The sequence below is a fragment of the Cupriavidus sp. 09_S30 genome (genome assembly GCF_056930435.1).
In genome coordinates this window covers 854,128-867,235 of sequence record NZ_JBXOWI010000002.1, presented here as the reverse complement: position 1 = coordinate 867,235, position 13,108 = coordinate 854,128, and the positions used below count along the sequence as shown (strand labels likewise).

General features: G+C 68.4%; 7 protein-coding genes and 1 pseudogene. 3 read left to right on the top strand and 5 right to left on the bottom strand.

What is annotated here, in order from left to right; all coding sequences use genetic code 11:
* Positions 1–324 carry a non-heme iron oxygenase ferredoxin subunit gene (locus AC1Z3O_RS24035; protein ID WP_483518367.1) on the top strand — a complete coding sequence of 108 codons (324 nt, stop codon included), beginning with the start codon at positions 1–3 and terminating at the stop codon, positions 322–324.
* A 199-nt stretch (positions 325–523) separates the two neighbouring features.
* Here the strand turns inward: AC1Z3O_RS24035 and AC1Z3O_RS24030 are convergent, their stop codons facing one another.
* The 3 genes and pseudogenes from AC1Z3O_RS24030 to imuA all read right to left on the bottom strand — a co-directional run.
* Positions 524–3,847: an error-prone DNA polymerase gene (locus AC1Z3O_RS24030; RefSeq protein WP_483521959.1), complete on the bottom strand. Its 3,324-nt coding sequence runs from the start codon at positions 3,845–3,847 to the stop codon at positions 524–526.
* Positions 3,844–5,391, bottom strand: coding sequence for a Y-family DNA polymerase (locus AC1Z3O_RS24025; RefSeq protein WP_483521958.1), 1,548 nt, complete (start codon positions 5,389–5,391; stop codon positions 3,844–3,846). The genes AC1Z3O_RS24030 and AC1Z3O_RS24025 overlap by 4 nt, the downstream gene beginning before the upstream one ends.
* Positions 5,327–6,235: pseudogene (imuA, locus tag AC1Z3O_RS24020) on the bottom strand (translesion DNA synthesis-associated protein ImuA); the annotation flags it as partial. The gene AC1Z3O_RS24025 and the pseudogene imuA, both read right to left, overlap by 65 nt.
* A gap of 546 nt (positions 6,236–6,781) precedes the next feature.
* Here imuA and AC1Z3O_RS24015 point away from each other — a divergent pair.
* Positions 6,782–7,006 (top strand): hypothetical protein, encoded by a 225-nt coding sequence (locus AC1Z3O_RS24015; RefSeq protein ID WP_483518366.1) that lies wholly within the window; start codon positions 6,782–6,784, stop codon positions 7,004–7,006.
* Positions 7,007–7,045: 39 nt separating this feature from the next.
* Here AC1Z3O_RS24015 and AC1Z3O_RS24010 read toward each other — a convergent pair whose 3' ends face one another.
* A complete protein-coding gene (locus AC1Z3O_RS24010; RefSeq protein WP_483518365.1) occupies positions 7,046–10,555 on the bottom strand; it encodes a pyruvate carboxylase in 3,510 nt (1,169 codons plus the stop codon).
* 515 nt (positions 10,556–11,070) lie between these two features.
* Between AC1Z3O_RS24010 and AC1Z3O_RS24005 the strand changes: the two genes are divergently transcribed.
* A complete protein-coding gene (locus tag AC1Z3O_RS24005) occupies positions 11,071–11,439 on the top strand; it encodes a c-type cytochrome (RefSeq protein ID WP_483521956.1) in 369 nt (122 codons plus the stop codon).
* 89 nt (positions 11,440–11,528) lie between these two features.
* Here the strand turns inward: AC1Z3O_RS24005 and pdxR are convergent, their stop codons facing one another.
* Positions 11,529–13,022 (bottom strand): MocR-like pyridoxine biosynthesis transcription factor PdxR, encoded by a 1,494-nt coding sequence (pdxR, locus tag AC1Z3O_RS24000; protein ID WP_483518364.1) that lies wholly within the window; start codon positions 13,020–13,022, stop codon positions 11,529–11,531.
* Positions 13,023–13,108 lie beyond the last annotated feature (86 nt).

Below are 13,108 nucleotides of genomic sequence, written 5' to 3'. Positions count from 1 at the left end.
ATGACAGCACAATGGATGAAGATCATCGAACTGGCCGCCGTGCCCGCCGACGACGTCGTCGCGGTAGATGCCGGCGGCCGCGAGCTGGCCGTGTACGGCGTGGACGGCGAGGTGTTCGTCACCGACAACCTTTGCACCCACGGCAATGCCAGGCTGTGCGACGGCTTCCTCGAAGGCCACGAGATCGAGTGCCCGCTGCACCAGGGGCGCTTCGACGTGCGCAGCGGCAAGGCCATGTGTGCCCCGCTAACCGCGGACATCCGTAGCTTTCCGGTCAGGATCGAGGACGGTAGCGTGTTCGTGGCGCTGTTCGTGGAGCTTTAGGCCGGCACGGCCTCACTGCTTCGGGATGCCGGCGCGCGCGGCGGCGCTCGACCATTTCCGGATCTCGTCGACCTGGAAGCGGTGCAGTTCCGCGGCGTTGCCGCTGAACGCGTCCCAGTTGGTGGGGCGAAGAATCGCGCAGCATTTCCCGCAGCCTGAGCTTCCGGAGCTTGCGGGCGGGATGGTTGCCGCCGCAAACTCAATGGAAGTCGCGGCTGCTGACGGCCAGCCGCCCGAGCCATTCGCTCAGGTCCTCCAGTTGCTCGGCCACCAGGTGCCTGACCTCGCCCTGGCGCTGCCAGGTGCCGGTCACGCCGAGCAGCCTGGCGCCCAGCACGATCTTGCGCTCGCGCTCGATCAGGTCCGGCCACAGGATCACGTTGACGGCACCGGTCTCGTCCTCGATGGAGGTGAAGATGGTGCCGCTGGCGGTGGCCGGCCGTTGGCGCACGGTGACGATGCCGCAGGCGCGCACGCGGCGGCCGTCGGGGCAGTCGGCGAGCTGGCGCGCGGTGGAAAAGCGCATGGCCTGCAGCCGCCCGCGCAGCAGCGCCAGCGGATGCGCCTTGAGCGACAGGCCCAGGCTGGTGTAGTCGGCCGCCACCTCCTCGCCCAGGCGCGGCGCCGGCAGCGCGAGCGCATGCTCGGCCGGCGGCGCTTCATGGAGCAGGTCATGATGCGCCGACTGCAGCGCGGCGGCGCGCGCCTGCCAGCGCGCCTGCCGGCGGTGTCCGGCGAGGCCGGCCAGCGCATCGGCGGCAGCCAGTGCATCGACGTCATGCTTGTCCAGCGCGGCGCGCAAGGCCAGGTCTTCCACGCTGGCGAAGGGCCGCTCGGCGCGCGCGGCCTCGATGCGCGCGGCCGCCTCCTTGCGCATGCCCTTGACCCGCCCCAGGCCGAGCCGCACATCGGGTGGCGGCGCGCCCGCCTGCCAGGGTGTCGCATCGCGCATCGCCAGCGTACTGTCCCAGCGGCTCTCGCACACGTCCACCGGCAGCACGCGCACGCCATTGCGGCACGCGTCCTGCACCAGCTGCGACGGCGAGTAGAAGCCCATCGGCTGGCTGTTGAGCAGCGCGCAAAGGAAGGCCGCCGGGTGATGGCGCTTGATCCAGGCGCTGATATAGACCAGCTTGGCGAAGCTGGCGGCATGGCTTTCCGGGAAGCCGTACTCGCCGAAGCCCTCGATCTGCTTGCAGACGCGCAGCGCAAACGACTCCGGGTAGCCCTTCCTGGCAAACCCCTCGACCAGCTTGTCCTGGTGACGCTTGAGATCGCCCTTGCGCCGCCACGCCGCCATCGAGCGCCGCAGCTGGTCGGCCTCCCCCGCCGAGAAGCCGGCCGCATCCATGGCGAGCTGCATCACCTGCTCCTGGAAGATGGGCACGCCCAGCGTGCGGCCCAGCACCTTGGCGATGACCTCGTCGTGGTAGCGCGGCGGCTTGCCGGTGCGCCGGAACGCCTCGCGCTGCTTCAGGTAGGGGTGGACCATGCCGCCCTGGATGGGGCCGGGCCGCACGATGGCCACCTCCACCACCAGGTCGTAGAAATTGCGCGGCCGCAGCCGCGGCAGCATGGTCTGCTGCGCGCGCGACTCGACCTGGAACACGCCGATGGTCTCGGCCCGGCAGATCATGTCGTAGGTCGCCACGTCGTTCTGGGGCAGGTCCTCCATGCGTCCATAGCGGCCGCTGTAGCCGTGGATCATCTCCAGCGCGCGCCGGATCGCCGACAGCATGCCCAGCGCCAGCACGTCCACCTTGAGCAGGCCCAGCGACTCCAGGTCGTCCTTGTCCCACTGGATCACGCTGCGGTCGGCCATGGCGGCGTTCTCGATCGGCACCAGCCGCGACAGCTTGTCGCGCGCGATCACGAAGCCGCCCACGTGCTGCGACAGGTGGCGCGGAAAGCCGCGCAGCTGCTCGGTCAGGCTGGCCCACTGCTGCACGGCCGGCGATTCCGGATCGAGCCCGTAGCGCGCGATGCGCTCCAGGAAGGCCTTGTCGCCGTCCCACCAGGCCTGCCCCTTGACCACCTGCTCGACCACGCCCGCGTCGATGCCCAGCGCGCGCCCCACATCGCGCAGCGCGCTGCGCGAGCGGTAGGTGATCAGCGAGGCCGCCAGCGCGGCACGGTCGCGGCCGTACTTGTCGTAGATGTACTGGATCACCTCCTCGCGCCGCTGGTGCTCGAAGTCCACGTCGATGTCGGGCGGCTCGTCGCGCTCGACCGACAGGAAGCGGCCGAACAGCATGTGCGTCTGCTCCGGGTTCACTTCGGTGATGTAGAGGCAGTAGCAGACCAGCGAGTTGGCCGCCGAGCCGCGGCCCTGGCACAGGATGCCCAGGCGGCGCGCCTCGCGCACGATGTCGTGCACGGTCAGGAAGAAGTGCTCGTACTGCTTGGCTTCGATCAGCTTGAACTCATCCTCGAGCTGGTCTTCCCATTCCTTCTTCATCCCTTTGGGAAAACGCTGCCGACGGCCTTTTTCCACCTCCTCGCGCAGGTACGCGATGGGCGTCTTGCCCTCGGGCACCAGTTCTTCCGGATACTCGTAGCGCAGGTCGCCGAGCGAGAAATGGCACAGCGCGGCGATGCGCAGCGTCTGCGCCAGCGCCTCGGGCGGGTAAAGCCGCGCCAGCCGCTGGCGCTGGCGCAGGCGTGCCTCGGCATTGGGGGCCAGCGCCATGCCGCAGGCCGGCAGCGGCTGGCCGATGCGGATGGCGGCCAGCACGTCGGCCAGCGGCTTGCGCGAGCGCACGTGCATGGTGACCGCGCCGGCGGCGACCAGCGGCAGCCCGCTCTGCGCGGCCGCCGCCAGCACCCGCTCCCGGTGCAGGTTGTCGGCATGGCCCTGCAGCAGTTCCAGCGCGATCCACGCGCGCGCGCCGAAGACCGCGCGGCACCATTCCGCCTGCGCCTGCAGCAGCCCGGGCTCGGGGCAGTAGTCGGGCAGCAGCAGCGCCAGGCAGCCGGGCATGCTGCGCAGGCGCCCGCTGCTATCCGCGGGTTCGGCCAGGTCCTGCGGATGCAGCAGGTAGCTGCCCTTGGCCGCGCGCCGGCGGCCCAGCGTGATCAGCTCGCACAGGTTGCCGAAGCCCTCGCGGTCCGTCGCCAGCAGCACCAGGCGCAGCGGCGGCACGCCGGGCTGCCCCGGCGGCGGCGTCAGCGTGAAGCGGCTGCCGATCAGCAGCTGGAAATCGACGGCGGCGCCCCCCTCCCCTTTTTCCGTTTCGCGCTCCGCCTCGCGCTGGCGCAGGTCCTTGAGGGCCTGGTAGGCGCGCGCGGTGCCGGCCACCGAGCATTCGTCGGTCAGCGCCAGGCCGCGGTAGCCCAGCGCGAAGGCGCGCTCGATCAGCTCGGCGGGATGGGAGGCGCCGGTCAGGAAGGTGAAGTTGGAAATGCAGTGCAGCTCGACATAGTCGGGCAGCACCGCCGCGGCGCCGTGCGCCGCGCGGACGGATGTGGAATCGGGAGAGGCAGCGGGGCCGGCAGCCGCCCCGCGCGCATCGGAGGTCGTCATGCGAACAAGCCATGCAGGAACCAGCGCACCTCGATGGCCGCGCCATGGCCGATGCGCTCGCAGTAGACCCAGCAGCGCACGCCGTCGGCACGCTCGGCGATGTAGTAGTCGCGCGTGGCCAGCCCACCGTCCCACCAGCCGGACTCGATCCGCTCCGGGCGCGTCAGCATCCGCAGCGGCCCGCCGTGGCAAGGCCGCTCCTGCCGCACCGACAGCGGTACCGGCTCGGCCAGCAGCCACAGCGGCCGCTCGGGCAACGGCGCGCCGGCCGGCATGCCCGGGCCCGGCGCGACCTCGTCCAGCGGGCACCAGCGGTTGGCGCGCTCGGGGCGGTGGTCGGCCAGCAGCCGCGGCTGCAGCACGTTGTCGCGGCCCAGCCGCGCCACCAGCGTATCGAGCACGCGCCCCAAGCCGGCCGCCGCGGCGCCCGGCTCCGGGAACAGCGATTCGCTGCGCGGCAGGCTCTCGCTCATCGCCTCCACCTTCAGCCCCAGGCCGACCACCGGTGCGTGGAAGCGCAGCTGGCCCAGCCTCTCGTGCAGCAGCTTCGACAGGTGGTCGGCATCGCGGCTGGGCTGCGCCAGCGCCACCGCCACCGGCGTGCCATCCGGCGCGCTGCCCAGCCGGTAGCGTTCGTGCTCCAGCACCAGCACGAAACGCGTCACGCCCGCCTGGTGCTGCGCCAGCCAGCCTGCCATGGCCAGCAGCAGCCGCTGCGCGCCGGCCAGCACGCCCTCGGCACCCTCGATGCGGCCCGGCAGCTCCATGCGGCGGGCGAAGACCGGCGGCGCGACGAACCATTCCAGGCAGGCCGGCGCCTCGCCATAGGCTTGGTCCAGCCCCTCCAGCAGGCCCGGACCCACCCGCCGCTTGAGTCCGGCGCGCGGCAGCCCGCGCACCTCGCCCACGGTGCGGCAACCGATGCCGTCGAGCCAGGCGGGATCGGCCAGGCGGTACAGGGCCTCCACCGGCAGCCGGTCCAGCAGCCGCGCCATGCGGGCGGAGCGCACCGCCCGCCGCTGCGGCCGCACGATAGCGCCATGCCGGCCACGCCGCAGCGGCTGCGCCGCCAGCCAGGCCGCGCCATGCGCGCTGCTGCCGCAGCCCAGCTGGGGCACCGTGCCCAGCCGCCGCACGCAGGCGCGCACCGCGCGGCACAAGGCGCGGTGGCCGCCGAACAGGCGCAGGCTGGCGCTGGCGTCGAGCATCACCGTGGCGGCCTCGGCATCGCATGCCACGTGCGGCGTGAAACGCAGCAGCGCCAGCGCCGCCGAAGTCATCAGCTCCGCTTCGGCGGCCGGCTCGCGCTCGAGCTGCACCACCTCGGCCGACAGCGCCTGCACGCCGCCGCGCCGCATGCCGAACTGCACACCCAGCCGCATGGCCGCTTCGTTGGCCAGCACCACCCGCTCGCGCTCCAGCACCGTCACCGGCGCGGCGCGCTCCAGCATGCCGGACAGCGCCGGGGCATGCGGCCCGGGCCAGGCCGGCTGCAGCGCATCCAATGGCAGGCGCGGCAGATGCACCGCGATCCAGAACGACATGGGCAGACCCTCACGCGGCAGCGGTCAGCGCGGCGGCACGCGCGGGGGCGGACGCCACCGCGGGCCGGACGGAGCCGGAGACGGGAACGGCGGCAGCCAGTGCGGACGGCACCGCCTCCATCCCGCCCAGCGGCAGCACCAGCGGCGCCTCGCGCACCGGCCCGCGCCGCTTGTGGAAGACGATCGACAGGGCGTTGCCGGGCAGCGGCGACAGCAGCAGCCGCAGCACCGCCGGCGAGGACTCGCGCTGCGCCGCCGCCGGACGCATCACCCACACCGCGGCATCGCCGGCCTGCGCCAGCACCTGCAGCCGGCGGATGGTCTCGGGCCGCGCGGCCGGCAGCCAGGCCAGCACGCCGCCGAAGGCCTGGCTGCGCAGGATCTGCTCGGCCGCCCATGACAAGTCGGCCGGGCAGGCAGAACGCACCCAGTACAGCCGCTGCGCCGGCAGGCCCCAGGCCGCCAGTCCCGCCGCATTGGGCACATGGGGCGCCCCCACCAGCGCCAGCTGGCGCCCCTGCGCCGCCAGCGCCTGCAGCGCCGGGCGCAGCAGGCGCAGCTCGCCCACGCCGCAGTCGGCCAGCAGCAGTTCGCTCAGCGCGCCCAGCGGCCAGCCGCCGCCAGGCAGTTCGCCGGCCAGCGCCGCGTGGCCGCAAGGACAGACCGGCAGGCTGCCGGCCTGCCCCAGCTGCCCGGCCCGCCACAGGCCGGGGTAGCGCCGTTCGAGGGCATGCAGCGCATGCTGCCGGTCCGCCGGGGACAGCGGGGACGGCGGAACTTGGGCGGCCACAGGGGACGAGCCCTCCGGCGCCGCCGGCGCCATTGCGTGCGATTGCGCAATCATGTGTACGTTGCGCCACCGGCCCGAAGCCAGAGGCGAGAAAATTCCGATACTGTATATTTATACAGTATTTCTGCGCTGAGGCAAGTATGGGCAAGCATGGCGACGCCATCCAGTACCTGGCTGTGGGGAATCGGAATTGGCTGGACTACGTGCGCTCTAACCGGACTGGGAAACCGGACATAGCTGCGGACATCGCGGATTGCGGTGCAGCCCATGTAGGCAGGAGATTCAGGGGGAGTGCCGAAGTTGCTTTCGCCCAATCCTCCGCTGCTTGGGAGGGGGGCCAAAACTTCTCAATGGGCGAGAGCCGGAGGGCGCGCTCGACTGCTGTCGGCCGCCCCCGGACGCTGCGCCTTGCGCGTCGCGCTAGACCAGATGGACGAGAAGCCTCCGCCACATGACGGATGGCAGCGAACAGAATCCCCACTATAGTGCAAGCTACGTTCGTGATGAGCCCTGAGGATCCCAACGAATCGGCTTGCTCGTAGTGGTTGTTGCTATTCAGATGTGGTTAGGTAGGTTCCCTTTAACCCGCAGGCACCAACCATGACACCCACTATGGGCCTCGACGATTTCCACCGCGACCTTGGAGCGTTGAAACGCGATGCCGCACGCTGCGAGCAGCGCGACTTTTACCGCAGCGGGGACCGACGCGTATTCAGCCCGGTCGCACTTCTCATCGGCGCTGGCGGCGCGCTCTGGCTCGCTTACCTCGTTTACTGCGCGGTGGTGCCCGGTGTCCATGCGATCACGTTCGCGATTGCGAATTGAAGTCTTGGCGGCCCTTTGTGGTTGGGCCGCGCAAGAACGTCAATCAGCAGGCTTCAGTTCGATCAATAATTCCTTGGCGGCCACCCGGTCACCCTGCTTCACATGCACGGCGGCAATCTCGCAGTCGCGCTCGGCAGCGATATGGGTTTCCATCTTCATCGCCTCCAGCGCGAGCAGCGTCGTGCCTGCGGCCACGCGCTGACCCGGCTGAACCGCCACGGTCACGATCGAGCCCGGCATCGGCGCGGCGACATGCAGCGGATTGCCAGGCTCAGCAACCGGACGGCTGCTGCGTACCACCGCCGCATGTGCAGTGCTGCGCTGCTCGACCAACGCCGTGCGCGACTGGCCGTTCAGCTCGAACTGGACCTTGATGACCCCCTCTTCGGCGTCGGGGTGCGTGCCCTGTAGCGACACCAGCAGCGTCTTGCCCGGCTCAATGTCGATGTTTACCTCTTCCTGAGGTTGCAGGCCGTACAGGTAAGCAGGCGTCGGCACTACCGAGGTATCGCTGTAGGTGCGCACATGCGCGTGGTAGTCGCTCGCCTGCTTCGGATACATCAGGTACGAAGCCAGCTGGCGGTCGTCGAGCGGCTGCTCGCAGGCCGCTTCGGCGGCGGCGCGCGCCGCCTCCAGGTCGACCGGCGGAATCTGGTCGCCGGGGCGGTATGGTGCGGGCGGCTCGCCACGCAGCACCTTGCGCGACAGCGCTTGCGGGAATCCATCGGGCGGGAAGCCGAGCTCGCCCTTGAACAGCGATACCACCGACTCGGGGAAGGCGATCTCCTTGGCCGGGTCGCACACATCGGCGGCGCTCATGTCGTTGGCCACCATCATCAGGGCCATGTCCCCCACCACCTTAGACGTCGGCGTCACCTTGACGATGTCGCCGAACATCTGGTTGACCTCGGCATAGGCGCGCGACACCTCGGTCCAGCGATGCTCGATACCGAGCGAGCGGGCCTGCTCGCGCAGGTTGGTGTACTGGCCGCCGGGCATCTCGTGGCGATACACGTCGGCAGTGCCGGCGCGGATTTCGGACTCGAACGGGGCGTAGTAGCGGCGGACCCCTTCCCAGTACATCGATGCCTCATGCAGCCGTTCTAGGCTAAGGCCGGGATCGCGTTCGCTGCCCGCCAGCGCCGCGGCGATGCTCGACAGGTTGGGTTGCGAGGTGAGCCCGCTCATTGCATCGAGCGCGCCGTCCACCGCATCGCAACCGGCCCCGATGGCAGCCAGTGCCGAAGCGGCCGAGATACCGCTGGTGTCGTGCGTGTGGAAATGCACCGGCAACCCGGTCTCTTCCTTGAGCGCCTTGACCAGCGCAGCCGCCGCCTGCGGGCGGCAGATGCCGGCCATGTCCTTGATGCCCAGCACATGGACGCCGGCTTGCTGCAGTTCGCGGGCGATGCCGGTGTAGTACTTCAGGTCGTACTTGGCGCGCGAAGTGTCGAACAGGTCGCCGGTATAGCAGATCGCACCTTCGCACAGCGCACCGCTTTCACAGACGGCATCGATCGCCACGCGCATATTGCGCACCCAGTTCAGCGAATCGAAGACGCGGAACACATCGACGCCGGCGCTGGCGGCCTGCCGCACGAAGAAGCGCACCACATTGTCCGCATAGTTGGTGTAGCCGACAGCATTGGAGCCGCGCAGCAGCATCTGGAACAACACATTGGGCACGCGCTCGCGCAACTGCGCAAGGCGCTGCCACGGGTCCTCCTTCAGGAAGCGCAGCGCCACGTCGAAGGTGGCCCCGCCCCAGCACTCCAGCGAGAACAGTTGCGACAGCTCACGCGCATAGAACGGGGCAATCGGCAACATGTCTGCGGTGCGCATACGTGTGGCGAACAGCGACTGGTGCGCGTCGCGCATGGTGGTGTCGGTCAACAGCACCTGCTTCTGCTCCAGCATCCAGCGCGAGAACTTCTCCGCGCCAAGCTCGCGCAGGCGGTCGCGCGTGCCGTAAGGCAGTGGCTTGCTGTTATCGACAGCGGGAAGCACCGGCGTGGGCAGCGGCAGCGCCGGCAGCGTGCGCCCGCTCATTTCCGCATGCCCGTTCACGCTGACCTCGCCAAGGTAGCGCAGCAGCTTGGTGGCGCGGTCCTGGCGCTTGGTGAACGCCAGCAGCTCCGGCGTCTTGTCGATAAAGCGCGTGGTGACGTCCCCGGCCTTGAACGCCGGATGGTTGATGACGTTCTCGAGGAACTGCAGGTTGGAGGCAACGCCGCGGATGCGGAACTCGCGCAGCGCACGATCCATGCGCCGGATCGACTCGGGCGCGGTCGGCGCCCATGTGGTGACCTTGACCAGCAGCGAATCGTAGTACGGCGTGATCACCGCGCCGCCGTAGGCGGTACCGGCATCGAGGCGCACCCCGAAACCGGCAGCGCTGCGGTACGCGGAGAGACGGCCATAGTCCGGCAGGAAGCCGTTCTCGGGATCCTCGGTCGTGATCCGGCATTGCAGCGCATGCCCGTTCAGCGGAATCCCGGCCTGGAGCGGCACGCCCGCGGCGCGCACGACGATCTTGCCGTCGGCATCGCGCGTGTTCTCGGTCATGCCGATATGGCCGCCTTCCGTGATGCGGATCTGGGCCTTGACGATATCGACGCCGGTAACCATCTCGGTGACCGTATGCTCGACCTGGATGCGCGGATTGACCTCGATGAAATAGAACTGGCCCGAGTCGGCATCCATCAGGAATTCAATCGTGCCGGCATGCGTGTAGCCGACCGCGCGCATCAGCCGCATTGCCGCATCGCACAGCGCCGCGCGGCCGGCTTCGTCGAGGTACGGTGCCGGCGCACGCTCCACCACCTTCTGGTTGCGCCGCTGCACGGTACAGTCGCGCTCGTACAGGTGCACCAGGTTGCCATGCGTGTCGCCGAGCGCCTGCACTTCAACGTGGCGCGCGTTGCGCACCAGCTTCTCGACATAGACTTCGTCATTGCCGAACGCGGCCAGCGCTTCGCGCCGCGCCGCCGGCAGCGCGGTCTCGAGATCCTGCTCGTTTTCCAGCATGCGCATCCCACGGCCGCCACCGCCCCAGCTTGCCTTGAGCATCAGCGGATAGCCGATGCCTGCAGCCAGTCGCTTGCACTCGTCCAGGTCGCCAGGCAGCGGGTCGGTTGCCGGCATCACCGGTACGCCCGCCTCGATCGCCGCGTTGCGCGCCGCGACCTTGTTGCCAAGCTTGCGCATGACCTCGGGCGACGGGCCGATCCAGCGGATGCCGGCATCCATCACCGCCTGCGCGAAATCCGGGTTCTCCGAGAGGAATCCATAGCCCGGATGGATGGCGTCGACCTTCGCCTGCCGGGCAATGCGCAGGATGTCGTCGATATCGAGATAGGCTGCAAGCGGCTTCTTGCCGTCGCCGACCAGGTAGCTCTCGTCAGCCTTGAAGCGATGCAGCGCGAGGCGGTCTTCCTTCGAATAGATCGCCACCGTCCGGATATTCATCTCGGCCGCGGCGCGCATCACGCGGATCGCGATCTCGGAACGGTTGGCAATCAGCAGGGATTTGATCGGGGCGTAATCCATGGCGACGAAAATGAAAAAGGGAAACGGGCCATGCGCGAGAACGCAAGGCAACATGAAAAAAACAGCTGGCGACTCAGGTCCGTCCGCTCCTCCGCGCGGTCAATGCGATGCGGTTGGCAGTTCGCCTTTGCGCCGTAGACACGAGCAATCCGTGCCCACACCGTCCCATACAAGCAGGAAATGAGCCAGCAAGAAGTCAGGTACATATCTCCTTGATCTGACTGGCAACCTCCATATTAGAGCGGCTTGTCGATTTCAGAATTGAAATGCGTATTTCATATCTGCAATGCATGTGCACGGCATCCAGCTCAACTGCTGATGGCTTGAGGTGACTGGCACGGGCAATAAGACGCGGCTGAGGTCCGCACCTGACAAACTGACTGCCGGGTTGGCGCGCTACCGCCACTCCCATGCACTGCCGTCCGCCCGTGATGTCCGCCATCACCTATGCCGCGCGGATAGACTCGCCCGAAGCCCTACAATACCTCGCTTTCTCCTCGCTCCCGCCCCAACCAATGAAAAACGCGGCACTATCCGCCCTGCTCCTGGCCCTTCCGCTCGCGGCACATGCCGCCGGCAACCCGCAGGCCGGCAAGGCCCTGTTCGCCAGCCGCTGCGCCTCCTGCCACAGCGTCGGGCCTTCGGCGCGCGGCGGTTTCGGCCCGCAGCTCAATGCCGTCTTCGGCCGGCGGGCGGGCACGACAAGCGACTACCAGTACACGCAAGCCATGAAGACGTCGGGGATCGTGTGGTCGCAGGAAACGCTGAGCGCGTTCATCAAGGCGCCCGGCAAGGTCGTGCCCGGCACCCGGATGCGCTTCTGGGGCATCGGCGACGCGCAGCAGATTGAAGACCTGCTGGCCTATCTGCAGACGTTCCAATAAATTGCCGTTGCTCACCTAGTCTGCGCCTGGCAAGGCCTCGTCAGGGCATCCAGTCTTGTGCGCGTTTGAACGCCATCCCCAGGCGACTATCAATGGGTTCGGCGATTCAATGCGGAAAGCACACCAATGAGTTTCTTGACAGCAATTTCCAACTCCCCTGGCGTATGGGCGGCAAACCCCATGAGAAAGCCAGCCTGGTGCTTGTTCGACGCATACAGTTCCGTCAGCCCCAGCAGGTCGATCCCGGCGCGGCGCGCGGCATCTACGGCTTCGCGCTCGGGAATGTCGCGGATGAGCACGCAAGGCATCTGCATTCCCCCCGTTGGCACCCTCGGTTCCACGAAGTCGGCCAGGTGCTTGCGCACCAGCCGCGCCAGCGCGTCGCGCCGTTCGGCATAAACAGCCCGCATCGTGCGCACATGCGCGCCGAAATGCCCACCCTCGATGAAACGCGCCAGCGTCAGTTGCGGGATGGGCGCGCTGTGTCCATCGAGCAGGGTGCGCGCCACTGTCATGGGCACCACAAGCTGCGGCGGCAAGACCATGTAGCCGATACGCAGGCCGGGAAACAGTGATTTGGTGAACGTACCGATGTAGATCGTCCGCTCGTGCGGATCGAGCCCTTGCACGCAAGCCGTGGGCTTGCCGGCATAGTGAAATTCGCTGTCGTAGTCGTCCTCGATGATCCAGGCCTGCTGCTGCCGCGCCCATTCGATGACGGCCAGACGCCGGTCCAGCGCCAGCGACGCGCCGGTCGGGAATTGGTGCGAAGGGGTTAGGAACACGGCTTTGGCGGATTGTGCGGCGTTGCGCAGGTGTTCCACCCGCATGCCGTCGGCATCCAGCGGTACCGGCACGCATTCCAGGCCGGCGGCGTCGAACGCTTTGCGCGCCCCGTGGTAGACGGGATCCTCAATGAAGATCCGCTCGTCGGCATCGAGCAGCACCGTGGCGCACAGGGTCAGGGCTTGCTGGGAGCTGGTCAGCACCAGCACCCGCTCGGGCGTGGCGCGTGCGCCGCGTTCGAGATTGACGTAGTCCGCGATGGCGCGCCGTAGCGGCTCCATGCCCTGCGGCGGACTGTGCAGCAGCGCCTGGGTGCCATATTCCTTCAACACCTGCCGCTCCAGCCGCTCCCAGATCTGCAGGGGAAAGTTGCGTGTTTCCGGCACGCCTGGGGCGAAGGGGCGCGGCATCAGGAAGTCGCGCACGCCGCCGCCCTGGAACATGGCGCTGCCGCGCCGACTGAGACGCAGCGTTTCCTTAGTAGCCCCCGCGCACTTTGCTACCCCCGGCCTTGACAGGCGTTGGGCCCGCTCCGACACGAAGCTGCCGCTGCCGACGCGCCGCTCGATGAACCCTTCCGCATGCAACTGGCTGTACGCCGCCTCCACCGTATCGCGGGAAACGCCCAGCGACTTGGCCAGTGCGCGTGACGCGGGCAATGGCCTGCCCACGACGAGCGCGCCGTCGAGAATCAGTTGCCGGATGGCCCGTTGGACACGCGCATGCAGGGGCAAGGCGCCATGTGCAGGGTCGCCGATCCAGGCTTTGACGGATTCCAGTTGGGCATGCTTGAACAATTGGCCGGTATCTCTTCGAAAAAGTGGCGGGGTACAACCATCCATTTTAGAGCTACAAAGCAGTAGCTCTAACACGTCAACCAAAC

Excerpts from the sequence above, each read along its gene's own strand:
- AC1Z3O_RS24015 (WP_483518366.1), top strand. The coding sequence starts at position 6,782 with ATGACACCCACTATGGGCCTCGACGATTTCCACCGCGACCTTGGAGCG.
- AC1Z3O_RS24035 (WP_483518367.1), top strand. The coding sequence starts at position 1 with ATGACAGCACAATGGATGAAGATCATCGAACTGGCCGCCGTGCCCGCC.
- AC1Z3O_RS24005 (WP_483521956.1), top strand. The coding sequence starts at position 11,071 with ATGAAAAACGCGGCACTATCCGCCCTGCTCCTGGCCCTTCCGCTCGCG.
- AC1Z3O_RS24025 (WP_483521958.1), bottom strand. The coding sequence starts at position 5,391 with ATGTCGTTCTGGATCGCGGTGCATCTGCCGCGCCTGCCATTGGATGCG.
- AC1Z3O_RS24030 (WP_483521959.1), bottom strand. The coding sequence starts at position 3,847 with ATGACGACCTCCGATGCGCGCGGGGCGGCTGCCGGCCCCGCTGCCTCT.
- AC1Z3O_RS24010 (WP_483518365.1), bottom strand. The coding sequence starts at position 10,555 with ATGGATTACGCCCCGATCAAATCCCTGCTGATTGCCAACCGTTCCGAG.